At 62.2% G+C, this 25901-nt stretch carries 30 protein-coding genes; 8 read left to right on the plus strand and 22 right to left on the minus strand.

The features are described 5' to 3' along the window. Positions 1-3 precede the first annotated feature (3 nt). The 5 genes from trbJ to trbB are packed head-to-tail and all read right to left on the minus strand — an operon-like array spanning position 4 to position 4769. Complete coding sequence (gene trbJ, locus WYH_RS13260) at positions 4-723, minus strand: P-type conjugative transfer protein TrbJ (protein ID WP_046903668.1); 720 nt, start codon at positions 721-723, stop codon at positions 4-6. After that, complete coding sequence (trbE, locus tag WYH_RS13265) at positions 720-3188, minus strand: conjugal transfer protein TrbE (protein WP_046905180.1); 2469 nt, start codon at positions 3186-3188, stop codon at positions 720-722. Before trbE ends, trbJ begins: the two co-directional genes overlap by 4 nt. Further along, complete coding sequence (locus WYH_RS13270) at positions 3185-3454, minus strand: VirB3 family type IV secretion system protein (RefSeq protein WP_046904208.1); 270 nt, start codon at positions 3452-3454, stop codon at positions 3185-3187. The genes trbE and WYH_RS13270 overlap by 4 nt, the downstream gene beginning before the upstream one ends. Beyond that, positions 3454-3786: a TrbC/VirB2 family type IV secretion system protein gene (locus tag WYH_RS13275; protein ID WP_046904209.1), complete on the minus strand. Its 333-nt coding sequence runs from the start codon at positions 3784-3786 to the stop codon at positions 3454-3456. The genes WYH_RS13270 and WYH_RS13275 overlap by 1 nt, the downstream gene beginning before the upstream one ends. Further along, complete coding sequence (gene trbB / locus WYH_RS13280) at positions 3783-4769, minus strand: P-type conjugative transfer ATPase TrbB (RefSeq protein WP_046904210.1); 987 nt, start codon at positions 4767-4769, stop codon at positions 3783-3785. The genes WYH_RS13275 and trbB overlap by 4 nt, the downstream gene beginning before the upstream one ends. A gap of 308 nt (positions 4770-5077) precedes the next feature. Between trbB and dcm the strand changes: the two genes are divergently transcribed. The 3 genes from dcm to WYH_RS13295 are packed head-to-tail and all read left to right on the plus strand — an operon-like array spanning position 5078 to position 7997. Next, complete coding sequence (gene dcm, locus WYH_RS13285; RefSeq protein WP_046904211.1) at positions 5078-6334, plus strand: DNA (cytosine-5-)-methyltransferase; 1257 nt, start codon at positions 5078-5080, stop codon at positions 6332-6334. Continuing rightward, the gene (locus tag WYH_RS13290) at positions 6327-6779 is read left to right on the plus strand and encodes a very short patch repair endonuclease (protein ID WP_046904212.1); all 453 of its coding nucleotides are present in this window, start codon (positions 6327-6329) and stop codon (positions 6777-6779) included. Before dcm ends, WYH_RS13290 begins: the two co-directional genes overlap by 8 nt. Further along, positions 6780-7997: a type II restriction endonuclease gene (locus WYH_RS13295; RefSeq protein WP_046904213.1), complete on the plus strand. Its 1218-nt coding sequence runs from the start codon at positions 6780-6782 to the stop codon at positions 7995-7997. A gap of 39 nt (positions 7998-8036) precedes the next feature. On the opposite strand, the gene WYH_RS13300 is transcribed toward WYH_RS13295, so the two are convergent. The 4 genes from WYH_RS13300 to WYH_RS13315 all read right to left on the minus strand — a co-directional run bounded on the left by WYH_RS13300 (position 8037) and on the right by WYH_RS13315 (position 11930). Next, positions 8037-8453, minus strand: coding sequence for a CopG family transcriptional regulator (locus WYH_RS13300; RefSeq protein ID WP_046904214.1), 417 nt, complete (start codon positions 8451-8453; stop codon positions 8037-8039). Beyond that, positions 8450-10513 carry a conjugal transfer protein TraG gene (locus tag WYH_RS13305; protein WP_046904215.1) on the minus strand — a complete coding sequence of 688 codons (2064 nt, stop codon included), beginning with the start codon at positions 10511-10513 and terminating at the stop codon, positions 8450-8452. Before WYH_RS13305 ends, WYH_RS13300 begins: the two co-directional genes overlap by 4 nt. Before the next feature lie 183 nt (positions 10514-10696). Continuing rightward, entirely contained in the window at positions 10697-11494 is a 798-nt protein-coding gene (locus WYH_RS13310) for an ImmA/IrrE family metallo-endopeptidase (RefSeq protein ID WP_169780776.1), read from the minus strand. Between the two features lie 109 nt (positions 11495-11603). Continuing rightward, positions 11604-11930, minus strand: a complete 327-nt coding sequence (locus WYH_RS13315; RefSeq protein WP_046904216.1) for a helix-turn-helix domain-containing protein — start codon at positions 11928-11930, stop codon at positions 11604-11606. Positions 11931-12085: 155 nt separating this feature from the next. Here WYH_RS13315 and WYH_RS16635 point away from each other — a divergent pair, with 155 nt between their 5' ends. From WYH_RS16635 to WYH_RS13335, 4 genes are read left to right on the plus strand one after another with little or no spacing between them, the layout of a single operon-like run. Next, the gene (locus tag WYH_RS16635; RefSeq protein WP_082347996.1) at positions 12086-12307 is read left to right on the plus strand and encodes a DUF2188 domain-containing protein; all 222 of its coding nucleotides are present in this window, start codon (positions 12086-12088) and stop codon (positions 12305-12307) included. Between the two features lie 17 nt (positions 12308-12324). Continuing rightward, entirely contained in the window at positions 12325-13557 is a 1233-nt protein-coding gene (locus tag WYH_RS13325; protein WP_046904218.1) for a nucleotidyltransferase domain-containing protein, read from the plus strand. Then, positions 13542-14042 carry a type II CBASS E2 protein gene (locus WYH_RS13330; protein WP_046904219.1) on the plus strand — a complete coding sequence of 167 codons (501 nt, stop codon included), beginning with the start codon at positions 13542-13544 and terminating at the stop codon, positions 14040-14042. The genes WYH_RS13325 and WYH_RS13330 overlap by 16 nt, the downstream gene beginning before the upstream one ends. Beyond that, complete coding sequence (locus tag WYH_RS13335; protein ID WP_156320147.1) at positions 14005-15066, plus strand: CBASS cGAMP-activated phospholipase; 1062 nt, start codon at positions 14005-14007, stop codon at positions 15064-15066. Before WYH_RS13330 ends, WYH_RS13335 begins: the two co-directional genes overlap by 38 nt. A gap of 19 nt (positions 15067-15085) precedes the next feature. Here the strand turns inward: WYH_RS13335 and WYH_RS13340 are convergent, their stop codons facing one another. The 9 genes from WYH_RS13340 to WYH_RS13365 form a co-directional block, all read right to left on the minus strand. Further along, positions 15086-16816: a relaxase/mobilization nuclease domain-containing protein gene (locus WYH_RS13340; RefSeq protein ID WP_046905183.1), complete on the minus strand. Its 1731-nt coding sequence runs from the start codon at positions 16814-16816 to the stop codon at positions 15086-15088. A gap of 266 nt (positions 16817-17082) precedes the next feature. Continuing rightward, the gene (locus WYH_RS13345) at positions 17083-17730 is read right to left on the minus strand and encodes a lytic transglycosylase domain-containing protein (protein WP_244877989.1); all 648 of its coding nucleotides are present in this window, start codon (positions 17728-17730) and stop codon (positions 17083-17085) included. A 41-nt stretch (positions 17731-17771) separates the two neighbouring features. Then, positions 17772-18329 (minus strand): S26 family signal peptidase, encoded by a 558-nt coding sequence (locus tag WYH_RS13350; protein WP_046904221.1) that lies wholly within the window; start codon positions 18327-18329, stop codon positions 17772-17774. Beyond that, positions 18326-18844, minus strand: coding sequence for a DUF2840 domain-containing protein (locus tag WYH_RS13355; protein ID WP_046904222.1), 519 nt, complete (start codon positions 18842-18844; stop codon positions 18326-18328). Before WYH_RS13355 ends, WYH_RS13350 begins: the two co-directional genes overlap by 4 nt. Before the next feature lie 237 nt (positions 18845-19081). Further along, positions 19082-19975 carry a replication initiator protein A gene (locus tag WYH_RS13360; protein ID WP_046904223.1) on the minus strand — a complete coding sequence of 298 codons (894 nt, stop codon included), beginning with the start codon at positions 19973-19975 and terminating at the stop codon, positions 19082-19084. 5 nt (positions 19976-19980) lie between these two features. Further along, entirely contained in the window at positions 19981-20247 is a 267-nt protein-coding gene (locus tag WYH_RS16640) for a helix-turn-helix transcriptional regulator (protein WP_082347998.1), read from the minus strand. Positions 20248-20419: 172 nt separating this feature from the next. Next, complete coding sequence (locus WYH_RS17400) at positions 20420-20986, minus strand: DUF2285 domain-containing protein (protein WP_082347999.1); 567 nt, start codon at positions 20984-20986, stop codon at positions 20420-20422. Further along, positions 20892-21218 carry a transcriptional regulator domain-containing protein gene (locus tag WYH_RS17190; protein WP_221232172.1) on the minus strand — a complete coding sequence of 109 codons (327 nt, stop codon included), beginning with the start codon at positions 21216-21218 and terminating at the stop codon, positions 20892-20894. The genes WYH_RS17400 and WYH_RS17190 overlap by 95 nt, the downstream gene beginning before the upstream one ends. Before the next feature lie 160 nt (positions 21219-21378). Further along, positions 21379-21636 carry a DNA -binding domain-containing protein gene (locus tag WYH_RS13365; RefSeq protein WP_046904224.1) on the minus strand — a complete coding sequence of 86 codons (258 nt, stop codon included), beginning with the start codon at positions 21634-21636 and terminating at the stop codon, positions 21379-21381. 166 nt (positions 21637-21802) lie between these two features. Here WYH_RS13365 and WYH_RS16655 point away from each other — a divergent pair, with 166 nt between their 5' ends. After that, positions 21803-22102 carry a helix-turn-helix domain-containing protein gene (locus tag WYH_RS16655; RefSeq protein ID WP_244877925.1) on the plus strand — a complete coding sequence of 100 codons (300 nt, stop codon included), beginning with the start codon at positions 21803-21805 and terminating at the stop codon, positions 22100-22102. 34 nt (positions 22103-22136) lie between these two features. Here WYH_RS16655 and WYH_RS13375 read toward each other — a convergent pair whose 3' ends face one another. From WYH_RS13375 to WYH_RS13390, 4 genes are all read right to left on the minus strand, one after another. After that, positions 22137-22373, minus strand: a complete 237-nt coding sequence (locus WYH_RS13375; protein WP_169780780.1) for a hypothetical protein — start codon at positions 22371-22373, stop codon at positions 22137-22139. A gap of 195 nt (positions 22374-22568) precedes the next feature. Then, positions 22569-22892: a DUF736 domain-containing protein gene (locus WYH_RS13380; protein WP_046904227.1), complete on the minus strand. Its 324-nt coding sequence runs from the start codon at positions 22890-22892 to the stop codon at positions 22569-22571. Between the two features lie 633 nt (positions 22893-23525). Then, positions 23526-25361, minus strand: a complete 1836-nt coding sequence (locus WYH_RS13385) for a ParB/RepB/Spo0J family partition protein (protein WP_046904228.1) — start codon at positions 25359-25361, stop codon at positions 23526-23528. A gap of 145 nt (positions 25362-25506) precedes the next feature. Further along, positions 25507-25896, minus strand: a complete 390-nt coding sequence (locus tag WYH_RS13390) for a DUF2958 domain-containing protein (RefSeq protein ID WP_046904229.1) — start codon at positions 25894-25896, stop codon at positions 25507-25509. Between the last annotated feature and the right edge of the window lie 5 nt (positions 25897-25901).

Here is a 25901-nt window from a genome sequence, read left to right on the forward strand (position 1 = left end):
CTCTCAGTTGCGCCCGAAGAAGCGGCGGAAACGTTCGCGCCCTTCGGCTTCCTCGGCGGCCTGCCGTGCGGAATCGAGTGCTTGCGCCCGGCCCTGTGCCGCGACCAGCGCGGTCAGATCGGCAAGCTGCTGCGATCGCAGGGCGAGAAGCTGATTGCCCGCCTGGCTGGCCTGCAGCGCGCCTGTCGCCGACTGGCTTGCCGAGACCAGATCGTCCATGGTGGTGCGGGCGCCGTCGATATTACCGACGACACCGGCCTGCACCTTGAGCGAATCCTGAAAGGCGCCGACGCTGTCTTCCCAGCGCGCATTGGCATTGGCGATCATCTGCGCGTTGCTGCCGGTAAGCGCCGATCCCTTGTAACGATCGGTGAACGCCTGGTCGATCTGCTGCACATCATAGGCGATTCGCTGGGCTTCGCCGAGCAGCCGCTGCGTCTCGCGAACCTGATCTTGCAAGGTCTGAAGCGAGCTGAATGGCAGCGAAGCGAGATTGCGGGCCTCGTTGACGAGGCTGGCCGCCTGGTTCTGGATTTGCCGGATCTGATTGTTGATCTGTTCGAGCGACCGGGCGGCGGTCAGCAGGTTCTGCGCGTAATTGGTCGGATCATAGACGATCCCGCCAAACTGTGCGTGAGCCGGGCTCACAAAGGCAAGGCCAACGATGCTCGTGGTGGCAAGAACACCGGCCATAAGGGCAGGGCGCACATAGGGCAGCTTCATGTTTCAATCTCCATATCTGGTGTGAGGGAAAGGGGGTTCTCGGAGACAGAAGCCTTGGGCAGCAATTCGACAGCCCAGGCACAGCCGCGATGACGCAACCATTCGGCGGCGAAAGCCGATGGCCCATGCTTTTCGATGATGTCGGTAATGGTGAGTTGGTCAGTCTTTGAAGACGCCGCTGCGAAGGCCAGCGCCACTTCGCCCAAGCCCAGTTCAAACAGGCGGTTCCCCCGCCGGCTCTGACAATAGTAATCCCGCTTCGGGGTCGCCCGGCTGAGGATTTCAATCTGGCGGGCATTGAGCCCGAACCGCTCGTAGATGGCCGCGATCTGCGGTTCGGCTGCACGCTCGTTCGGCAGGAAGATGCGCGTCGGGCAGGACTCGATGATGGCCGGCGCAATGCTGCTCGTCTCGATGTCGGCGAGACTCTGGGTTGCAAAGACGACGGAGGCGTTTTTCTTGCGCAGCGTCTTCAACCATTCGCGCAGCTGTGCTGCGAAGTCCGGGCTGTCGAGCACCAGCCACCCCTCGTCGATGATGATGAGCGTCGGGGAGCCGTCGAGCCGGCCCTCGATCCGGTGGAAAAGGTAGGACAGCACGGCGGCGGCCGAGCCCGCGCCGACCAGCCCTTCGGTCTCGAAGGCCTGGACCGACGCCACGCCAAGCCGTTCGGCTTCGGCATCGAGCAACCGGCCCCACGGCCCGCCGATGCAATAGGGTGCCAGCGCCTGCTTGAGCCGCTGGCTCTGGAGCAGGACGGCCAAGCCGGTCAGGGTGCGCTCCGACATAGGCGCGCTCGCAAGCGAGGTCAGCGCCGACCAGATATGCTCCTTGGCCTGCGGATCGACAGCAACACCTTCACTGGCGAATATAGCAGCGAGCCATTCGGCCGCCCAGGCGCGCTCTTCGGACAAGTCGATCTTGCCAAGCGGCTGCAACTGCACGCCGCCATCATCGTCGTTGGACAGACCGCCGCCGAGATCCTGCCAGTCGCCGCCCATTCCGAGCGCGGCGGCACGAATGCTGCCGCCGAAGTCGAAGGCGAAGACCTGGGCGTTCTCGTAGCGCCGGAACTGCATTGCCATCAGCGCCAGCAGTACCGACTTGCCCGCGCCGGTCGGGCCGACGATCAGCGTGTGGCCAACATCGCCGACATGAAGAGAAAACCGGAACGGGGTCGAGCCTTCGGTCCTGCCGTAGAGCAAGGGGGGCGACCCGAAGTGCTCGTCCCGTTCCGGCCCCGCCCATACCGCTGACAGGGGGATCAGGTGGGCGAGATTGAGCGTGGAGATAGGCGGTTGCCGCACGTTGGCGTAAGTGTGGCCGGGCAGGCTTCCCAGCCATGCCTCGATCGCGTTCATGCCCTCGGCAAGACAAGTGAAGTCGCGGCCCTGTATGACCTTCTCGACCAGCCGCAGCTTCTCCGCCGCGATGGCGGGATCGCGGTCCCACACTGTCACGGTCGCCGTGACATAGGCCATGCCGGCATAGTCGGCGCCCAGCTCCTGCAAGGCGGTATCGGCGTCGGCGGCCTTGTTCGAGGCATCGCTGTCGAGCAGCGTCGAAGCCTCGTTGGTCATCACCTCTTTCAGGATCGCGGCAACCGATTTGCGCTTGGCGAACCATTGCCGCCTGATCTTCGTGAGCAATTTCGTCGCATCGGTCTTGTCGAGCATGATCGCGCGGGTGGACCAGCGATACTCGAAGGCGAGGCGGTTGAGTTCGTCGAGCAGGCCGGGAAAGGTCGCGCTCGGAAAGCCGGTAACGGTGAGCGTGCGCAGATGATGCTCGCCCAGCTTCGGCTCCAGCCCGCCAGTCAGCGCCTCGTCGGCCAGCAGTGCATCGAGATGCATCGGCGTCTCGGGAACGCGCACGCGCTGGCGCCGGGTCGAGATCGTGCTGTGCAGGTAGGTCAGGGTTTCAGCATCGTCGAGCCAGCGGACCTCGGGCATGAAACCTTCGACCAGGTTCAGCACGCGGTCGCTGCGGTCGGTGAAGCTCCCCAGCAGTTCCCAGGGATCGACGCCGGAGTTCGACCGGCCCTCGTAGAGCCAGCCTTCAGCCCTGGCCGCATCTTCGGCCGGCGGCATCCACAACAGGGTCAGATAATAACGGCTCTCGAAATGGCTGCACTCTTCCTGGAACTGTTCACGCCGCTCCCTGTCGACCAGAGCCGAGACCGGATCGGGAAAATCGCAGTCAGGATAATCAAGCGCGGGCACCCGCTGCGCCTCGACGAAGATCGCCCAGCCCGAACCGAGTCGCCGCAACGCATTGTTGAGTCGGGCTGTGGTGGCGACCAGTTCAGCGGGTGTCGCGCTGTCGAGATCGGGACCGCGAAAGCGTGCCGTGCGCTGGAACGATCCGTCCTTGTTGAGAACGACGCCTGTCTCCACCAAAGCCGCCCAGGGCAGGAAGTCGGCGAGATGCGCGGCGCCGCTTCTATATTCGCGCAGGGACATCATGGCCGCATCCATGTCGGATATCTGAGATGCCGCCGGGCCACGTCCACGAATTGCGGATCACGCCGCGCGGCCCATACCGACAGCGCATGGCCGATGGCCCAGATAGCAAGGCCTGCGACCCACAGGCGCAGGCCAAGCCCGATGGCTCCAGCCAGCGTGCCGTTCAGGATCGCGAGCGAGCGCGGCGCGCCGCCGAGCAGGATCGGCTCAGTCAGCGCACGATGCAACGGCGCCAAATATCCGGAAATGGGTTCGGCCACCTCCATCAGACCAGTGCTCCGCCGCCGAAGCTGAAGAACGACAGGAAGAAGGAACTGGCGGCGAACGCGATGCTGATCCCGAACACGATCTGGATCAGCCGGCGAAAGCCTCCCGACATATCGCCGAAGGCCAGGGTCAGGCCGGTGATGATGATAATGATGACCGCGATGATCTTGGCGACCGGACCCTCGATCGATTCGAGGATACTTTGCAGTGGCGCTTCCCACGGCATCGACGAGCCGCCGGCCCAAGCAGGCGACGACAGGGACAGCGCGATCACGCTGGCGGTGACGGCAAGCATGGCGCGGCGGGCGCCATGCCGGATGGCATGGATCATGGCAGGTCTCCTGATGTGGGCTGGGAAAGCGAAGTGAGGCGGTAATCGCCCGTGGAAGAATCAAGCCCTTCGACGCGAGCCAGCTCCGCAAGTCGGCGTCCGTGCCCGTCACGCACGAGCACGGCGATCAGGTCGATGGTCTCGGCCAGCAGCGCGCGCGGAACCGTGACCACGGCTTCCTGAATGAGTTGCTCCATGCGGCGGAGCGCACCGAGTGCGGTTCCGGCATGGATCGTGCCGATCCCGCCGGGATGGCCGGTGCCCCAGGCTTTGAGGAGATCGAGCGCTTCGGCGCCCCGTACCTCGCCGATGGGTATGCGATCAGGGCGCAGCCGCAGGCTGGACCGGACAAGATCGGACAGTGAGACGACGCCATCCTTGGTGCGCATGGCAACCAGGTTGGGCGCGGCGCATTGCAGTTCGCGCGTGTCCTCGATCAGGACGATGCGGTCGGCGGTCTTTGCCACCTCGGCAAGCAGCGCATTGACCAGCGTGGTCTTGCCACTGCCCGTCCCGCCGGCGACGAGAATGTTGGCGCGGGCGGCAACGCCGTCGCGCAGCACCGTAGCTTCGGCCGCCGACATAATTCCAGTGCGAGCATAATCGTCGAGCGTGAACACCGCGACAGCGGGTTTGCGGATCGCGAAAGCCGGCGCGGCGACGACAGGCGGCAACAGACCCTCGAAGCGTTCGCCGCCCTCGGGCAGCTCGGCTGAGACGCGCGGGCACCGCGCATGGACTTCGACGCCGACATGGTGGGCCACGAGGCGGACGATGCGTTCGCCATCGGCGGCGCTGAGCGTCATGCCGGTATCGCTGATGCCTTCGCCAAGCCGGTCGACCCATAGCCTGCCGTCGGGGTTTAGCATCACCTCGATGACGGCGGGATCATCGAGCCACGCCGCGATCGACGGCCCCAGCGCCGTGCGCAGCATGCGCGCGCCGCGTGAACTTGCCTCGGAACGGATCGGATGGACGGTCAAGGTGGACCCCTGCTTGTCTGCCGGGCGAACCGCCGCCCGGCGTCAGGGGCTCATCAAGAAAGCCGCAAAGCGGAAGGACACAACAGGAAAATACGTGCGTCGCAGGCTGGCGAAGAAAGACAGGGAATGGCGTAGGCGGTCCGTTGAAGCCGGCGAAATCAGTTTGGCCCCTGAGCGGGATACTCCGAAAGAAAGCCGGTGGCGCTATGGAGAGGACAGGGTATAAAACTGGAACATGGCAAGAACAAACTTGATCTCCGGGAATCTTCCTGCCAATGTGGCGAAAATCGACACAGTGAGGGCGGGACATGCGAAAATCGGCGGTGCGACAGAATGAATTCAACCAGCTCTGCGATCGCGCAGGGCTGACGCCTTCCGAAGCAGCATCGCTGCTGTCCGTATCAGACCGCACGATTGCCCGCTATGCCAATGGTACCGGTCGCCCGTCACAGCTGGCATTGCGCGTCCTGAAAGAAGCGGCGAGAAAAACCGCCGGGCCTCCCCGTCCTGTTTCATTTCGCTTTATCGATCTGTTCGCTGGAATTGGCGGGCTGCGGATTGGCTTTCAGGGAATTGGCGGGCATTGCACGTTCACATCGGAATGGGATGCAAACGCGCAAAAGACATACGCACAGAATTTTCGCGATAATCACCCTCTTGCCGGCGACATCCGCGAATATGCGGAGGAACCCGATCGTATCCCCGAACATGATGTCCTGCTCGCCGGATTCCCCTGCCAGCCGTTCTCCATTGCCGGGGTCTCAAAAAAGAATGCGCTCGGACGCCCGCACGGCTTCCTTTGCGACACGCAGGGGACGCTGTTCTTCGATACGGCCCAGATCATCGCCCATCACCGCCCGGCGGCATTCGTGCTGGAAAATGTCAAGAATCTCGAAAGCCACGACAAGGGGCGCACCTTTGCCACTATCATGAACGTCCTGGAAAACGAGTTGGGATATCATGTGCAGACGCGCGTGATCAGTTCCGAGCATTGGGTGCCGCAGAAGCGGGAGCGCATCTTCATTGTCGGCTTTCGTGAGCCAACCGCCTTCGATCTGAAGGGCTTGAAGCTGCCGGAAGGTGGTCCGAAGCTCGGCAGCATTCTCCAGCCACACGATGAAGTAGATCCCAAATACACCCTGACCGAGCGGCTCTGGGAGTATCTGCAGGCCTACAAAAAAAAGCATAACGCGAAGGGCAATGGCTTCGGCTACAGCCTGTTCGGACCTGACGATGTGACACGGACCCTGTCGGCACGTTATTACAAGGATGGTTCCGAAGTGCTGGTTGCCCAGCCAGGCAAGCGTCCCCGGCGACTGACCCCGCTTGAATGCGCGCGACTTATGGGTTTCGACCGGGGTGATCGCCGCTGGAAGATCCCGGTGTCTGATACCCAGGCCTATCGTCAGTTCGGCAATGCTGTGGTGGTGCCGGTCGTCGAGTTCATTGCCGAAGCGATGAAGCCGCATATCGAAGCGGCGCTTTCGACAGCCAGTACTCATCCGATCACTGCTCCTGTCACAGTAACCCGTCCCGACCGGGAACCCGCTGTAGCGAATGGCTGACATCGTTCCGGCCGAGGTGCGCAGCCGGATGATGGCAGGAATCCGGAGCACGAACACCAGGCCCGAATTGCTTCTGCGCAAGGGACTGCATGCACAGGGTTTCCGTTTTCGGCTCCACGACCGGTCCTTGCCGGGAAAACCTGATATCGTTCTGCCCCGCTACCACGCCGTTATTTTTGCACATGGCTGCTTCTGGCACGGTCATGACTGTCATCTGTTCAAATGGCCCGCGACCCGGCCCGAATTCTGGCGAACCAAGATCGGTCGCAATCGTGAGGTTGACCAGCGCACGGATGCCGCACTGGCTGACGCTGGCTGGCGACAGGCAATTGTCTGGGAATGTGCCCTGAAGGGCCGAACCCGTTTGCCGCTTGAAGAAGTGATCTCTGCCTGTGCAGACTGGTTGAGGTCGGACAGGCAGAGAATCGAGATCAGGGGAGGATAAATGCGCCGGGGGATGTTGTCGGACCTGTTTACCGGCGTCGTGGCCAAGAAGCTGACGCTGGTCGAAACGATCACCGAAAAGTCGAACCAGCATGAATTTCAGGGTACGCGGCCACTCCGGCGTCTGATGGGCGAGGACGACCGGCGCGGCATTCCAACCCGTTTCATCTGGATTTCCGGCGAGCAGGAAGCCGTAACCGAAGACGGCTTCATGAGCTGGTCAAATGTCCGCAAGGGCAAGCCCCGCGCGCCGGAGTACCATCTCTATTATTCCGGCAACGCCGTTACCGAATTGATGCAGCCGGCAGATATGCTGTTTCTTGCGCTGCAACGGGACGGATCGATCCTTGTCGTCATCACGCCGGCAGACACCATCCAGAACCAGCTTGTCTGGCTCTTCGGCATCGAGGAGCAGCCCGAATTCGGTTTCACCTTCCAGGAGATTGAAGGGAAGCACAACGCCGAACTCGATTTCGCAGCACGCTATATTCTCGATGAGCTTGGGATAGAGCCGGACGAACCGGAAGCGGATCAGCTTGACAGCCTGATCGAGCAATTCGGGCTGGTCTTTCCGACAACCCGGATTTTCTCGGAACTGGCTCGTTCCTCCCTGCCGGGCGTATCAGCTGCCGATGATCCGGACCGAGCCCTCATTGACTGGATGGACCGGGAGGAACAGCTTTTCCGCCGCCTCGAACGGCGCATTGTTACGGCGCGGATCGGCGACGGCTTTCGCGCGCCCGACGGTGCCGATGTCGATGGTTTTCTTTCCTTCTCGCTAAGCGTCCAGAACCGGCGTAAGGCGCGAGCCGGACAGGCACTGGAGAACCATCTGGAAGCCGTATTCGGAGCGCAGGGCATTTGCTATGTGCGTGGCGCCGAAACCGAGAACCGCAACAAGCCTGATTTCCTCTTTCCCGGTCAGGAGGAATATCGCGATCCGGATTTTCCCGCTGCACGCCTGACCATGCTGGGCGCCAAGTCGACGCTCAAGGACCGCTGGCGTCAGGTGCTTTCGGAAGCTGTGCGGATCGAGGAAAAGCATCTCCTGACTCTCGAACCGGGTATATCCGAGAACCAGACTGACGAGATGCAGGCGAAGCGCCTCCAGCTTGTCGTACCGCAGCGTTTGCACAACACCTACCGTCTGACACAGCAAGCATGGCTCATGGACGTGACCAGCTTTTTGGACGTGGTCCGTGTCCGACAGGAAAGCTAGTTACATCAGGACGGCCGAAACTTCTTGAAAGGGCACCGACTATTCCGGCGATGCCAGCTTATCCTCACTGATCTCCTGCCTGACCCTCGCTTCGCTGGCGAGCCTGCGTCCCAGCGCTTCAATGAAGGCATCGTAGCGATCACCGCCCAAACGGCGCAGCGCGGCGCGTTCGCTTTCCGGCGGTGGCGGCGTCGATGTCAGCCAGAAGCGCACGAAAAGCGCGATCATCTCGACGCCGATACCGAGATCGCGTTCGAGCCGTGCCACCTTGCGGTCGAGCCGGTCGATGCGCTTCGCCATCGCCGCCTCGCGCCGCTCATCACCATCGGGGGACAGGAAGGACGCGATGGCGGCCTCGGCAATCAGCGATCGTGATTGCCCGCGCCGGTCGGCCCAGATTGCGAGCGCCTGCATGATGTCATGGTCGAGATAAACGGAAAGCCGTGCCTTGCTCATAGCTCGATCCCGTCATCGCGATCCATTGTCGCGCGGCGCGCGTTCATCGCCTGCTCGCGCAGGACAGCCCGATTGCGGATCGCGTCCGCATCTGCTTCCGGTTCGTCGGGATCGAATTCGTTGGCTGGCACGGACCGGGCCTTCGGCGCGATGTCGATATGGCGCTCCTGTTCGGGCTCCCGGCGAACGTCGGCTGCCACCTCGCTCTCTCCGGTCGCATCAGTCTTGCCCGCCTTCGGCGCATTGCCCTCATCGTCACCTTCCCCTGGTCCTTCCGCCTTCGCACGGTGTTCGGCCAGCACTCGCATCATCGTGGCATCGGGCGCGATAGTCGGCATGTCCCGCCAGTCGTCAGGGCGAACTTCGCGCTTGGTCCATAAGGCGGGATCGGGCGGCGTCATGATCCGCGAAGCCAGACGGGTGTCGGTGTAATAGGTCGCCTTCTTCGCGCGGATAGGATGAACACCGGAGACCATGACGATCTCCTCGTTGGGCGGCAGGTGCATGACTTCGCCCTGGGTCATGAGCTGGCGCGCGGTCTCCGAACGCGAGACCATCAGGTGCCCGAGCCAGGGCGACAGGCGGTGCCCGGCATAGTTCTTCATCGCCCGCATTTCGGTGGCGGTGCCGAGCGCATCGGACACCCGCTTTCCGGTGCGCTCGTCATTGGTCGCAAAGCTCACCCTGATATGACAATTGTCGAGGATCGCGTTGTTCTGGCCATATGCCTTCTCGATCTGGTTGAGCGATTGGGCGATCAGGAACCCCTTGATGCCGTAGCCGGCCATGAACGCCAGCGCGGACTCGAAGAAGTCGAGCCGGCCCAGCGCAGGAAACTCATCGAGCATCAGCAGCAGGCGATGGCGCTTCGCACCGCTTTCCAGTTCTTCTGTCAGGCGCCGGCCGATCTGGTTGAGCATCAGGCGGATGAGCGGTCTGGTACGCGAGATGTCGGAGGGCGGGATCACCAGATAGAGCGTTGCCGGCGCCGGGCCTTCGACAATGTCGGCAATGCGCCACTGACAGGTCCGCGTAACCTCGGCGACCACCGGATCGCGATAGAGGCCAAGGAAGGACATGGCAGTCGAGAGAACGCCCGACCTCTCGTTCGCTGATTTGTTGAGCAGCTCGCGCGCGGCGCTGGCGACGACGGGATGAACACCGGCCTTGCCCAGGTGCGGGGTTGCCATCATCCGGTCGAGCGTCGTCTCGATTGGCCGCGCCGGGTCGGACAGGAACGCGGCGACCCCGGCCAGCGTCTTGTCGGGTTCGGCATAGAGGACATGGAGGATCGCGCCGACCAGCAGCGAGTGGGAGGTTTTCTCCCAATGGTTGCGGCGTTCGAGCGAGCCTTCGGGATCGACCAGCACGTCGGCGACATTCTGCACGTCGCGCACTTCCCACCGGCCACGTCGTACTTCCAGCAGCGGATTGTAGGCCGCCGACAGCGCATTGGTCGGATCGAACAAAAGCACGCGACCGTGGCACGCGCGAAAGCCAGCAGTAAGCTGCCAGTTCTCCCCCTTGATGTCGTGGACGATGGCGGAGCCTGGCCATGTCAGCAGCGAGGGCACGACGAGGCCGACGCCCTTGCCGCTACGGGTCGGGGCATAGCACAGGACATGCTCCGGTCCGTCATGGCGCAGATAGGCACCGCCGAACGCACCCAGCACCACGCCGTCGTCGCCGAGCAGACCGGCCTTGCGGATTTCCCTCTCGTCCGCCCAGCGTGCCGAACCATAGGTCTCGGCGTTCTCAAGCTCGCGGGCGCGCCAGACCGACATGCCAATCGCTACTATGATCGCGGCGAACCCGCCCGACGCGGCAATGATGGCGCCGGTCTGAAATATCTCCGGCGCGTAGGCGTCATAGGCGAACCACCACCAGAAGAAGGCATAGGGTGGATAGACCGGCCATCCGAATGCCATGAACCAGGGCGCGCCAAGTTCGGGTTGCCAGGCCAGCGCAGCCGCCGTCCATTGGGTTGCGCTCCAGACCGTGATGAGCACGATCAGGAAGACGGCAATGATCTGGCCCCAGAGGATTTTGGTCGCGGACATGCGAGCTCCTTCCAGACGAAGGAGAAGTCGGGAATGAGCCGATTCAAGTCCTATTCGCGTCCGGCGCAGCGTGGCGAAGAAAGACAGGGAATGGCGTAAACACCTATTCGTCGAGAAGGATGAAGGCAGCCGCTTGCCACCCGATTGAAGGTAGTGGTGCTAGTGCTTCGGTTCTTGTTTCATTCACCGGCGCCGGCTTCGAGACGGAAAGCGTGGGTTTTCCCACACGTCATAGGCATCAGGAATTCCTCCTTCGCCGTCTTCCTCCTCGTCCTGATCGGTATGAACAAGCAGCGTCATCATCCATCCACCGCTCAGCCGATAGGCTTGTTCCTGCAGGGATGGGGGACAGCCTTCTGCCGCAAGGGCCAACCACACGCCAGCGTTCACGTCATCCCAATCGGATTGCTGACTATTAGCCAAGCGCGCGGCCAGGGAAGGCGTAGGCAAATCCGCCCCGATCCGAACATCTATGAATGGGAAACGGTTGGGCTTGTAGATTCGACGGACGATGCCATCCTTGGAGACGATGACCGCGCAAACGTCATCATGATGCAGCACATATTGGAGAGCGGTCGCTTCCTTGCTCATATTGTAGCGCGTGGCCAGCGCGAACACATGCTCCAGCGCCGGTGTCCCCAGATTGCGCATGTCGGGCTTGAAGCGCGCGAGCGGCATCAGGATGCCCGCGCTGAACCGATTGGCCTCCATTTCCATCCGCCGCGCACGATTGTCGCGATCCGCCACGCGGATCGCCATATCGGATTTCGAGCATGTGAACTGGCCGGCGCGCGCGGGCTGGTGGGCGATAATAAGGTAATGTCCGAGTTCGTGCCCGATAGTGAAGCGCTGGCGTTGCACCGAGCCCTTGCTGTTGACCAGAATGACGCCGCTCGCGCGTTCGGGCTGTGTAACCAGTCCACCTTCGAAGCTGGCTGTGTCCAGCCGATGGATATCGGTGATGCCGACCGCCTCGGCCAATTCCTCTATCGGCACCGGGATCGGCATATCGGGGACTTGCCGCATGATTTCAGCGATGATCTTCTCCGGCGAACCGCAGTCCGCGAGTTCGATCCGGTCAATCTCCATCTTACCCCCCGGTTCGGCGCTTCTGCATTCCCTTGATGATATCTTCGATCAGTTCGCGCTCCTTCGCATCGAGCGATTTCAGGTCGCGATACATGACGAGCAATTGTTCTTCGTCGCTGCCTTCGTCGGGTGCCTCTCCAACAAGGCTGGCAATTGAAACGCCGAAATGATCGGCGAGCTTTCGGACGAGCTCGATCGACGGATTCTTGGCGGTGCCCTTCTCCAGTTCCCAGACGTGCGCTTTCGATGCGCCAATGGCGTCCGCGACATCCTGAAGCGACTGTCGCTTTGCCGTGCGAAGTTTTTGAAGCTTCGTCGCCAAGGACATAGGCATATCTCCTTTCCCGCATCCTATCATGCGGACGCCCCCATAGGAATCAACAATCGTTCGGTCAAACGAACGTTTTCGTCCGATCAGTTGACCTAAGGCATCGTTCGGTATATCTTACGATCCTGTAAGACCAATCCGACAAGGAATCGCTCATGAGTCGTAACCAACATATCACGCCCCACCCCCGCGGCTGGGCCGTCCAGCCGGCCGGAGGCCAGCGTGCGTCGTCTGTTCACCGGACACAGGCTGAGGCGATTGCCCGCGGTCGCGAGATCGCCCGCAATCAGGAATCCGAACTTCTTATCCATGGCCGCAACGGTCGAATCCGCGCGCGCGACAGCCACGGCCGCGACGAATTCCCGCCCGAAGGCTGAACCAGGGAAACCCTTCAATGACATACCAGACGCCGATCCTGCCGCCTTCGACCGCCGATGCTCTCCTGATGGACGTCGCGCGCCGCATCCAACTCTCGCCCACCAAGCATGACGAGGCCGAACAGCATTATCAGGCGCTCTGCGCCCATGTGGATCGGCCCGACAGCCCGCTGCACGGGAAGGTGATCGCCTGCTATCCTGGGGGCAGTTTCGCGACCGGAACTGCGATCGCATCGCGCGTCTCGAAAGATCAGCACGATGTCGACGTCGTCATCGAACTCGACATTTCGCCGTACAGCGAGCCTTCGGGAGTGCTTGCGACCTTGTTCGTCGCGATCAATGGGGACGAAGGCAGCCGATATCACGGACGGGTCACCCTCAACAGCCGCTGCGTCACCGTGACCTATGAAGATGGCACGCGCGTCGATCTTATGCCGATTGCCCGGCTCGCCCACACGCCCCTCAAGGCCGGCCATCTGTTCCACTGGCGACGTGAGAGCGTCGAAACCTATCATAAGCCGGTCAACCCCTGGGGCTTCGCCGATCACTTCAATCGCGAAGTCGCGTTCGATCCGGTTTTCGCAACGATGTTCGACGCCCGCCGCCAGATCGCGGACGGGGTAGTCGCGAAAGCCGAAACCGACCCACTGCCGGGCCGCGTTCCCCTTTCGGAGAAATCATCGCGTGTCGTCGCCCTCCAGTTGCTGAAGCGCAACCGCGATGTTCGCTACCGTTCTCGTGAGGGCCGCAAGCCGCCGTCGGTAGTGCTCGCGGCGATGGCGCTGGACATCGGTCCGGCACGCTCCGGACTGGTTGACGAGGTCATCAATATCGCCTCGCACATTAGCGGCCAGCTTCAGGATCACATTCGGCGGTTCGGCACACTCGTCGTGCGCAATCCCTCATTCCCGGAGGACATTTTCACCGATCGTTGGCCGGGCGACGTCGCCGCGCAGAATGTCTATATGCGGGACCTCGATCATCTGCAGCGACAGCTTGGTCGCCTTCGCAGCGACAATACGAACTTGACCGAGATGCGGACTATTCTCGACGACCTATTCGGCGAGACGGCGGCAGGCTTCGCAGTGGAGCGCTTCCTTGACGCAAGCCGGCGCGAAGCCGAACGCGGCACGATGCGGTTCGGAACGACCGGACGTATCCTCACCGGCGCGCCTGCCATCCTCGGCGCCGCGACGAGCACGACCGCGCGCGCCAGCACCAACATGGGTGGCGGATGCATCCCGGACTGATCAGCATCGAGAATCAGATTGCCGCGATGGCCGAACGCTGGCCCGGCTTCGAGGTTATCGAGCGCGCCGAGCGATACGCGGTCTGGCAGGGACGGCTGCGACCTCTCCAGCGCTACTATACAGTTCGGCTCGGCTATCGTGTGCCACTCGCGATCGAAGCGTTCTCGGTGCTCCAGGTCCAACCCCGCGTGCAGGTCCTCGATCCGGTCCTCGAACGACATTCGGACTATGAGGAAGGCCCTGTCCCCCATGTCTATATGAACCGCGACGAGCCGACTCTGCCTTATCTCTGCCTGTTCGACGCCTATAATCAGGAATGGACACCAGGCGATCTTTTGGCCGAGACGATTGTCCCGTGGAGTTCGCGCTATCTCTTCTTCTATGAAGGGTGGCTCGCGACGAAGAAATGGCGCGGCGGCGGTCGGCACCCGACGCGAGAGGAACGACATGGCATCACCACTGAGAAGGCCATCGCGGCGGTCTGATGGAACATTAGCCGAGCAGCGGTTGCAATTACCCTGGCCCGCCGACAGACCTTTCCGTATTCTTTCGATCGACGGCGGCGGAATCCGCGGCATCCTTCCCGCCGCTCTTCTGGCCGAGTTTGAAAATCGCCACCTTGGCGGACGCTCCGCAGGCGACTATTTCGACATGATAGCGGGAACCTCGACAGGCGGCATCATCGCCCTTGGCCTGTCGACTGGTATGTGCGCGAGCGAAATTCTCCAGCTTTACCTCGATCATGGCGAAGCAATTTTTCCACCGATCCGCCCCCCTTTCAAAAAGCTCAAGTCGGGTCTTCGCTTCTTCCATTCGCTGACGCGCTATCAGTATGAGCGCGAGCCGCTGGAGCGCGAACTGCGCAAGCTGTTCGGCGACCAGACGATCGGCGATGCCGGCTGCCGTCTGTGCATCCCGGCATTTGACGGATTCACCGAAGTCCATATCTTCAAGACGCCTCACCATCCCGACTTCAAATTGGACTGGCGCGAGCAAATGGTGACGGCCGCCCTCGCTACCTCCGCAGCGCCAACCTTCTTTTCAGTCTATAAGAATGGCGACCGCCGCTTTGCTGATGGGGGAGTCTGGGCGAACAATCCCGTCATGGTCGCCTTGGTCGATGCGCTGAGCTGCCATGCGCTCGATCGTCGCCAGGTCCAGATTCTGTCACTCGGTTGTGGCGAGTCCGAGATGTTCTTTACGCATGATCAAGTCCACTTCGGCGGGCTGTGGCACTGGAAAGAGGTCATTTCGTCGGCAATGCGACTGTCTGGCCAAAACGCGCTTGGTCAGGCAGGGCTTCTCATAGGTCGCGATCAGCTTGTGAGGATCGACGCGCCTCAGATGGCCGACGATCCGATCGCGCTCGACGACTATTACCGTGCCAAGCAAATCCTGCTTCCGCTTGCCCGCACTCTCGCGAGCGAATTTGACGAAGTTGTTAGGCTGCGATTTTTTGACGATCCTGCCGAATCCTATCGTGCGTATTATGGCCCGCACGCTGTATGATGATCCACGAGCCGTGACATTAGATTCCCAACCCCCGTCCGCGCCCTAACGACCAGTCCACGCCGCCGTCGCCACGCATGACGCCGGAGATGTGCTTGCCCATCTGCCGGTCGAGCGAGGGGGACCAGGGCACGAGCTGAAATCCGAGCCCATTGTCGATCATGGCAAAGCGACCCGAGCCAAGGTTCAGACGCTGGCGCACCGTGCCCGTGACGTAATCGCCGGTCTGTGACGGAGTATGCGGCAGGCCGATTTCCGCCGACAGTTTCTCAGCGGTGGCATCCAGTTCCCGCCGCCGGAGCGTATCGAGCAGATTGCGGGCGAAGATGATCCGTCGCCCCTGCCGCCGCGCCAGGCCCTCGTCGGCGAGATGCTCCGCCCGTGCTTCCATCGCGACCCGAACCTCCGCCCCGAAACCGCCCCCGAGATCACGTCCATCGCCCGACAGGTTTCGGCGATCGAGCCAGGTAGCACCGGGCGCGCGGACCTGTGCGTTCAGGTCGAAGTCCGAGCGCACGGCCAGTGCCATCCGCTGTCGGCCTTTGCGATCCTCGAAGTGCCTTAGCTCGACGACTGCGCCGGGCCTGCAATCGCCGGTTGCGGCGATGTCGGGAAGCTGGATATGGTGCGTGCGTCCGTCGATGCCGTCGACGATCGCATAGGCCCTGCCGGTCAGCTCGTCGTGCAACCCACGCTCGACCAGCCTGCCCATTAGAGGCTGCCCAGGTTCGGGTTCAAGCACATAACTGCCGACGCCCCGGTCGATGCCCCGCTCTGTCATGGCGCGGTGCATCCGCTTGATGATGTCACCACGCGCCTGCAATTCGCGCAGCGCGGTTTCGGCATCGCCACGCATGGTCCACTGACCGGGCGCCACCTCGCTGGCGAGGCCGAGCCCTTCGAGCTTGCGCAAGCGGCCGATGCGCAGCGCATGATCCGGACCGGGCCGCGCTCCCCGTTCGGGCGCAGTGTCGATGATGCCGTTGCGGTCGCGCTCTCGTGCCAATCGGTGATCGATATCGGTCCAGCGTTCGGCATCGACTTGCCGCTCCAACGACTGGCGGATTTCGAGATCGGTGCGCAGGCCGAGTTCCTGCGTGACGATCTCGCGCGCCTGTGCCCGCATTCCCTCGCGGATATAGTCACGCGAAATCACGAGATCGCGGCCGTCCTCGCCGACGCCGCGAACGATGACATGGACATGGGGGTTGTCGGTGTTCCAGTGCTCGACCCCGCGCCAGTCGAGACGGGTGCCGAGATCCCGTTCCATCTGCGTCATCAGTTCCCGCGTGAAAGTCTTGAGGTCGCGCATTTGCCCGGCGTCTTTGGGCGAGACGATAAAGCGGAAATGGTGCCGGTCATCCTCGCAGCGCGCGGCAAACTCGCTACGGTCGAATTCGTCACCCTCGGTCCCGAATAGCATGCCACGCTCGCCATCACGGGTGACGCCGTCGCGTTGCAGGTAATCGAGATGTGCACCAAGCGACGAGCGGCCTCCATGCCGGACCACGCGCGCCTTGATTACGACGTTGCGAGCCCGGCCACCGAGGCGATGGGCGGCGCGAATGCTCGCCGCACGCCCGCGTCCGAAGGTCGAAAACCCCACACCTGAAGATCGCGCGCGTCCCGCGCCAAGGCCTCCAGCTCGCTGGGCGGCGGCAAGAGCCTGCGCGATGGCGGGCCGTGCGCGTTGCCCGCGCCGCGTGCGGATGCGGCCTGGCCGGACACGGAAATCGCTGTCGTCGGTCATGTTCGGGCCTGCGATGTGCGGCAAGCCCGCACAAACGGCGGAAAGCGGCACATGCTACACATCGCGCCATCGGGCGCGCACCTCGCGGCGGAACGCCGCAAAGCCTTGTAAAACAAGGCCACGACCGGCTGCAGATGGCTCGGCACATCGCGGCTTTTATCTTGCCGTCTTATTTGGCTTCGTCAATTCAATAGACTTGTCACTGCTCTGCCGCCCTCCAGCGGGGCGGAGAGCACGCCATTGGGCGCTGTAGGTGGCAACAGCCGTCATTGCCCTGAAAGCGATACGAAAAGACCGTTTGCCGGCCGCTCGACAGCACCGGGTGGCGCGGTCGGCGAAGAATCCGAAGCTTCGTCCGTCACTGCATCCTCCGTATTCGGGATGCCATCTGCCCGTGCGGGAAACAGGCCCGCGCGGCGCCAGGCAAATGGATCGGGCGGTGGCGCCGCAGCAAGCTTCGCGTAGCCGGAATTACCCGTGACCGCTGTCAGCTTCGTGAGATAGGCGCGCGTCTCGCGTGGCAGCGGACGACCGCGTGAAAGATACTGTTCATAGCGGCCGGGCCCCGCATTGTAGGCGGCCAGCATGGCAGCGGCGTTGCCGTAGCGGTCGTGCATCTCGCGCAGATAGGCTGCGCCCGCCATGATGTTGTCGCGCGGATCGAACGGGTCCGATCCGAGACGATAACGCGCGCGCAGGTTGGCCCAGGTTGCGGGCATGATCTGCATCAGGCCCATCGCTCCGGCGGACGAAACAGCGCGCCTCTCACCGTTGCTTTCGATGCGCATGACTGCCCATATCCAGTCCTGGGGAATGCCGAACCGCCGCGCTGCATCGGCCACATGCACTGCGTAGGGATGGACTCCGGGAGTGCCGTGTGCAGGTTCTGCCGTAGCCGAAGGCAAGCCGACCATCTGCAAAGCGATTGCCAAAGTGGTGGCAAATGGCCTGCGTTTCATGGCGCGATTCCCCGCCAGATCAGCGGTCCGTCCGCCGTGTCGCGGGTAAGCATCGGCGTCGCGCGGCCCAGCAGTGTCGTGGCCGAAAGCGGTCCGAAATAGCGGCCGTCCAGGCTGTCAGGCACGGAGGGGTTCATGAACAGAAATTCGCCCGACCGGAGGTTGTGACACCCCTGCCAGACCGGCAGCGGGCGGCCTTGGCTGTCGCGATCCAGCGCAACGGCAACGGGCCGGCGATCGACACTGACCATGTTGCCGATGCGGCAAACACGCTGCCCCGCTTTTGCCTCGACATGTTTCAGAAGCGGCACGCCTTCCGGGAGATAGCCGCGCTCGGCTATCCAGCGTGCCCATGGCCGCGGCGGGGTAACAGCTACCAATGCACCGGACGGCGGATCGTCGTCGGCGTGTATCCGGTAGAAACCGATCGGTGCGCTCGCGCTGGCGTTCCAGAGGACGCGCGGACGCGGATCGGCAAGCGCCACCGTGACGAACAAGACGATAAACGCCTGCGCGGTAACGACCGTGGCGATGACATAGCCGAAGCGGGTCATCCCTCGATCTCCCGCCGCTTGAGCCAGGCAAGGTGACGTTCCATCGTATAGGGCCGCGGGCTTTGCCCGGCGGCGATACGGTTGTGAACATGGCGCCAATGATCTGGTGCGGCTTCGCAGGGATCGACACCGGCGGCCTCCACACTGTCGATCGCGGACAACACCTGATTGACCTTCGGCCAGCCCTCGATGTGAAGCAGAATCTCTCCTCCGGGCCGCACGAACGGCAAGGTCGTGTAGGCTTCGCCGTGCGCGACGGCGCGCAGCACATCGATGCGCGAACTGATCGTTCCATAGTCGTTCGCCATCCAGCGGACGAAGGCGAAGATCGCGCCGGGTTGGAAGCCGACGACGCGGGTCTTGCGCGTGACAATGCGGTCCTGCGCAATTCGGCCGAAGCGTATCCAGTGCTCGAACTTCTTCTCGATCCAGGTCAGTTCGACTTCGGTCAGCTGCTTGCGTGCCGAGCCCAATGCGCGGCCTCCGCGCGCACCGCCCGGTGCGTCGTTATTCATTGCCGATCTCCTTTGAGCCGCCGTCGAGCAGTCGCCTTGCCGGCGAAGCGGCGCGCGATCTGTCCACAGCGGCGAGCTGCGTTAGCAAGAATCCGAAGGATTCGATTCTATTAGCACTGTTAGAAGGGGTGCGATTCTGCGAGGATTTCTGCGGCCTCGCGGGCCACTCGTGTTCCCGATAGTCCGAGGATCGCGTTCCTGATGGTCCGAGTCCGGGCGTTCCCGATAGTCCGAACCTCATGACCGGTTATCCACAGCGTCGATGCCCATTCGGCGCATGGCGGCGTCGAGTGGATGCTCCGGGATGGGCGCGAAGTTCAGCCGATCACGGCCAAGTGCCTTTTCGAGCTTGAGGACGTAACCGGGTAGAGGCTGGCGGGCGACGATCGCGCGCAACTCGAAAGCGAAGCGGCGCAGCGGCGAAAGCACGCCGGACTTCATGTGAAGGTGGGGAATGTCGAAGCTCCAACCGCCTTCCTGCCTCCCGCCATGCTTGCGCACGATGCGGTAAAGCCAGCGCTCCAGTCCGCCAGTCAAATCGAAATAGGCCCGGTCTATCGTCAGCACGAGCGCGCGGTCGAGCACACCAGCATAGAACCAGTCCGGCAGGATCAACTCGATCCCGAGCGCCCGGCCCTGGCCGTCCGCTAGTTCACGCCATTCGTTGATCCACGAGAAGCGATGACGGCGACGCTGATGCTCCTGCCGGATCGACGTTGCTACAGTGGTGGATTGCAGCCGGTCGAGCGCAGCCTTGAGCCGTTCGTAGCTTGCCTTGCCGGTGCCGCGCCGGGTGAACGCCAATATCTCGTGCGGCGTCGTTATCATGAGACGCGAAGTGGGCCGGCCGGCATCGCGCGCCTCGATGAGCTGGCTTGCCGCCCAGATCAGCACGTCGGCATCCCAAATGGTCGCCATGCCATGTTCTGGCACGGCCTCGACCGATATGCGGGTCTTGCCCATACTGAAATCGATCGGCGCTATGCGCCTGCTCTTGGCCAGACTGAAAAATGGCCAGGCCATCAGATCCTGCGCATCGCGCGGCGTGAGATTGCCGGGAACCGAACGGAACAGTTCCAGCTGCGTCCGTTCGGCGCCGGAGCGGGTGGAAGGAGACTGTGCAACGCCCATGGGTCTCAGCGTCGCACGCAACCAGTGGGGAGGCGCTTGGCTGGGTGGACAACGCCATTGCCAGGATCGGAGGTCGAACGGCGCAATCCCTGTTCAGCCCATGCTTCGAGATCGTCTACTCGATACACAATCCGCCCACCCAGCTTGTGGTAGGCAGGTCCGGTGCCGAAACAGCGGTGCTTCTCAAGCGTGCGGGGCGACAGACCCAGGTGAACAGCTGCGTCCGGGGTGCGCAAGTAACGCGGGCGTATTGGGGCTGGAACGGCGTCCATAAGAAATCTCCGCTAGGTGCTGAGGGCGGCGGCCAACTGCCGCCCCTCGCGGAGTGGAATGGCGCATCGGTGAGGTCGGGTGGGAGTGACAAGCTTGCAGGCCGAGCATCCGTCACCTCTTGGCGCCGCTGTGAGGCTGTCCCGTTCAAAAAGATGAGGGGCGACCCCGGCCTCAACTGAGGCGGCAATGGGGCGGAATGTGGGAAAGGATTTGCCTGTAGCCGGTCGACGCCAATCTTCTTGCTTCCGCCATAAGGCGCAGCGTGTGGCGTCTCTCGCTCGAACCTTTCCATGTGGCGCCCTTCAACGGCCGCATTTTCGGAAAGATCTGGGAAAAGGCGATCTCGTGGGTGCTGGCTCCTGCCAGCCGCGCATCCAGGATGGTCAGCAGCCTTGCCAACCGCTGACGCTGGTATGCGGTGGGAGCAATCAGAGGGTTGGTGGCACGGCGCTTTCGGCCCCACAAGGCAACTAGAAAGTCTCGCATTGCTTCGGTCCGAAGGAGCACGAAGCCGTCGTCGGGCAAGACGAAGATAGCAGCGTCTGATTGACTGTTGCGCTGAACCCAGAGTCGAAATCGTGCCGAACCAATCTGTAAGATGGAATGTTCCCCATCCGTACAGCTGCAATTGTGGGTCCTGACCTTACTCCAGGGTGGCTTTCCAAGAATCAGGCTGGTGCGTCTTTGGCAGATGATTGTCGTGCCGAGCACGCCTGGAGACCAGTGCGCGGGTTCCATAATTGGAGATTTTTCCGGATCGCAGGGGAAAACTAAGGCCCCACCGTCGAGCCAGACCCTCCCTCTCTTTCACGGCAAGTTCGGGGGCTAATGCAACGCGTTGCTCGGTTCTGGAAAAGTCCCGGCGGTAATCCGGGTTTCGTCGCAAAAATTCCTGCGCGAAATCAGCGTCATCGTGGTTCTCATATCGACCGTTCGTGTCGGGCGATTGCCATGATGTATTACCAGACATCCTCGGTCTCCCAACCTAAGGGGCACAGGGCCGGGATGCAGGCTCCGACTTCGCCAGAACGACAGCAAGTCACCAATTTTTCAGTACATTAGCCGCAAGCGAGGATACCGAAATCGGGGTAGAGTCACTTGAGAGGTCATCAATCGATCTCTGTGAACGCCTATCGTTGGGTGGCCAGTTGCCGATAGCCGGCACGGGCCATCCAGCGCGCACGCGCGAGATGAGTCTCGTAAACCGTTTTGGCCCGCTCAGGCTCAGCGTGCGCATCGATATGAAAGATGATGGCGGCAACCTCCCGCCAATCTGCGCCTTCCGCAACGGCGTCGAGCAAGCGGAGATAAGTCACGAAGTTCCGCTCGTCATAATCAGTGATGGTGTCAGCCTGAGGAGGAGTAACCTCAAATCCAGTCGAGATCATTTACGTTCTACCCGGCTTGCGGCAGCGGCCCGTCAAGAATGCTCTATCATCATTTGCTTGCAACGCGGTGACGAACCTCAGTGCCGGGAGAGGACAACAGATATCCGCCTACGAGCATAAGGGCGGCTTCCTTATCGATGCGATATTGCCATGAAAATATAGCAGCTTGGCGAGCAAGCACCGATTTGACGAGTATACTCCGTGGTTAAATACTCTGCAATGCCACTTTGTCAGTGGCATGAGCTTGCGTGAGACATTTGCGCTGAATCTCCGGCAGACCCGGGAAGCTGTGGGACTTTCTCAAGAGGAATTGGCTCACCGTGCCCAAATCGACCGCACTTATGTCAGCAGTCTTGAACGCTGCCAGTACGCTGCGACTCTGGATGTAATCGAAAGGCTGGCCAGGGCATTGAATGCCGACCCGGCCTCGTTGCTGCAAAAGCCGGTCGATCTTCATCAAAGCTAGGACCGCCAAGCTTTGATATGCTGGATCCGCGCGATCATCCACGCTCCGGAAACAACGGCAAGGTTCCAGCGCCAACCTCGTTGGACCGCGCCTCGCGTGTCAATTCGTAGGGGCGAAGGGCAGCGACGACGCGCGCAGTCAGGGTTTCGATGGCCACTTGCCGATTGAGCTTTCGCGTCGCTGTCATCACATCGCGTAGTGCATATCCGGGCGCAGTCGTCAGCGCGATTGCTATGACGTCGCGCAATTCATCGTTGTCGGGCCGAATCATCATGCACCCATGAGAACATAAATAGAACGGATTGGCAATCGCTTCTCCTCATGGCTCGGAGCGGCAACGTCAATCTCTAGCGGATGACCGAGGAGCATGACGACTTGGCTCGCTTGCCGCTGATGACAACAAGTGTCGCCGGAAAATGGAAAGAACCCCGCCCGGCATGTGCCGGGCGGGGAGCCCCTACGGGGGTTATTCGCCGTTCGTTTTCCGGCTGCGGGTCCAGATCAGGCTGAAGTTCTCGCCATCATCATCGGCGAAAAGGTTCGCGTAGATCGGAGCGACGAAACTCGGATCGTCCAGCTTAACCGAAAGGTAGTCGCGACCTTCCTGGCTCTGCTTGCTCCACGCGGCACCGATTTCGGCGCGGCCGACAAAGACTCGGTGCGAGGGCGCGTTTTCGCTTGCCTGTTCGCTTTCTTCGACGATGCGCACATTCTTCTGCTGCACGCTCATGGTGACGATTTCGCCCTTGTAACCGTTGGACGTCTTGGTGAAGTTGCCGATGTTGGCCATGATGAAGTTCCTTTGCTGTTGCTCGAGCCTGCGCCCATCGCAGCCTCGATGGCTGGGCAAAGGCGGATGGGCGCGGCCGGCGCATCCCGTCAGGGACCGCAGCGAAGCGGAGGAGGGCAGCGGAGCGGGGCTATTTTGTTTCGCGATGCAAAGAGCGCGCGAGCGCTCGGCGGAAAATAGCCCCGCGCTGCGCCTTTGCGCCCGAGGCCGCGCAAGGGCGAAGCCCGGCAGACGCCAGACACGCCATGAACGAGGCAGCCGGTGGAGCAGGCGCTACAGCAATGGAAGAGGGACGAAGGCCAGCCTGACTTCGCGAGGCCGAACGAATGTGGGGGCTATTGGTTAAGCGTGACCGCAAGGGAGGCTGAATGCCATCCGTTGGAGCCGAGCAGCACAGAAAAAGGTGGTCTCGCGGGCTTCTTGGGACCGTGGCGAGCGATGCCATGGAGGCGACAAGTTGGAACGGTCGTGCACCATCTTGGCGCTGGCGCCGCGATCTTAGATCCCGGTCGGCCTGTGGCTCTGCTCCGCCATGATGCGAAATTCGACCGGACCCGTGTCCAAGGCAAAACTGAACGGAGGACAAGGCGGGAAGCGGGATCGTCCCGCTTCCCGCTCCACGACCAAAACCATTCAGGCGGCCAACGGCTCATTCTCCTCCAGGGCCGGCGCATCGGGCCTGACCTCGATCCCGCGATCCCCACCGCCGCAGGTTTCCCTATCGGTATCGTCAGATTCGGCGAGCCAGCGTGCGCGATCAGCGGCGGCTACCGTTCCGACCCCGCCGCGCGCAGTATAGGCAGAAGGCGGGAAGGTCATCCAGCGCGGCACCCACCGCTCGACCTTGGGGCGTCCGTTCACGCCGGTCAGGTGGTCGGCGATCAGCCCCTTGAGCGTGGCGCCTTTTTCAGTCGCATTGGCGCTGGCGACGGCAGCGCCACCGACTTCGGACAGGATTGCCACCAGTACTTCCTTGTCGCGCAGAAGCCCGAAGAAGGCATCGTCGGCCTGCCAGTGATCAGCCATGTCGATGGCAAGGTGCGAACCCAGAAGTTCGATCAGCTCGCTGCCGATGGCAAGCGTCTCCGCCATGGCGAACGCCATGATCTGCATCACCTGTTCATCGCTCAACGCCAGCAGGCGCAGCACCAGCGGCACGAGGTCGGCCCCATATCGGTCCTGACACAGACTCTCGCGCTCGACATCGAAGCCCAGCAGATCGAGAAGCTGTTTACGGCGCGCCGAATAGGCAGCCTCGGCGGAACAACCGGAAACGCTGTCATTTATCGCCGCATTGCGGCTGAAATGATCCGCTGGTTTGACGCTCCAGTGAACCGAACCGCAGATCATGTGCGCAACGGCCACTCGCAAGGCGAGCGCGGAGTCGCTTGCCAGAGCCTCGCGCACTACGGCATGCCGATGAAGATCGACATAGCTTGCCAGCGTCGCAGTCAGTTCGGGCCGGTTTGGCTTCTCGTCCACCTGCTCGCCGCGCGCGCGTTTCGCCGCCGCCTGCGCTTCGCGGCGGGTCACATAGCCTTCGTGGAACACCGCCTCGCCATTGACGCGCAACTGAATATAGACGCGCCCGCCTTTGCGCTTCGACGCATGGTCAAATTCCCAGATCGAGAATTGCTCGATGGGCGGGACGATCACCGCATCGGCCCAGCCCGCTTCGAGATAGGCGGCCTTGCGCTTTTCCACCTCGGCCATCTGCGCTTGCCAGAAGGCATCGCTGTCCGCGAAATAGCCATCCTCGCCAAACAGATCGGCAACGATCTGGCCGGAATAGCTTTCCAGATCGAACAGTGCGACAGCGGTCGAAATCGACGTACCGCCGAACAGCCATGATTTGAGCTGGCTGCCGCGCGGGGCATAGGTTTCGGGATCGTCGAAGAGCGCCAGCCAAGCCTTTTGCTGCGCTTTGCTCGCGAGTGTCAGGTGACGCATGGTTGCCGCGTCGATCTCGTCGGCGCGGTAGGCTTCACGGATGTGCGGCAGGAGATTGCCGAGCGCGAGAATACGTTTCACCTGCGTTTCGGTGAGCGCGAAGGTTGCGGCAATGTCATCGACGCTGCGTCCTTCCTTCACGAGGCGGGTGAAGCTCTCCCATTGCGTGACCTCATCGGGTTCCTGCCGCAGCAGGTTCTCGATCATCGAGATTTCGAGCGCCTCTGCGTCGTCGCCTTCGCCGATGACGATGCAGGGAAGGCTGCGTTCGCCGCCGCATTCCTTGGCGGCTTCGATACTGGCGAAATAGCGCCGCTTGCCCGCCAGTATCTCGAAATGCTCGGGCTTGCCGCCAACATCCCGCTTGGGGGAAGAAACGCCGCGGACGAACAGCGGCGACAGCACGCCGCGCGCCTTCACCGATGGTAATATGTCACTGACGTCGGGCAGCTTGCGGCCGCGCCGCATATTGAGGGCCGAAACGGAAAGTCGCTCGAGCGGAATCTGGACGATCTGCATGATATTACTCCTTGTGGTTCGCTTGGACTGGGGTGGCCCCGCCCTCCGTTCGGGGGGCTTGGGAGGCGAAAGGCGGGGCCGGTTGGTCCCGCATCGGGCGGACGGCTCCGATGCGGGCATCATTCGCCGCTATTGGCTTGGGGGCCTACGGCGGCGAATGTCTCCGCTCGCGCGACAGCGCCGCTTCCGCACGGGCAAGGTGATCGGGATGCTGGGTGATCTGGCCGCAAAGCCGCGCGGCTTCGGCGTAGACCGAAAGCGGGTGCGTCGCGGCGAAGGAAAGATCGCGCTCAATGGAGAGGCCGAATGGCAGGCGCACCGAAACGATTTCGGACAGGCTGGCCGATCCGAGTTCCGGAAAACCGAAACCAAGATCACACAGACCGAACAGCGTATCTCCGTCGCCGTCGAGTTCGGAAAACAGCCAGGTCGCCGCGCCAACGGGATTGAAGAACTTGACGACCGGCAGGTGGTCGCCCTCGCATCGGCCATTGGCCAGCAGACTCTCGTGAAGTGATGGAGTGAGAAGGTCCATGTCAG

Origin of the sequence: Croceibacterium atlanticum, from assembly GCF_001008165.2 — a bacterium.
Classification (GTDB): Bacteria; Pseudomonadota; Alphaproteobacteria; order Sphingomonadales; family Sphingomonadaceae; genus Croceibacterium_C; species Croceibacterium_C atlanticum.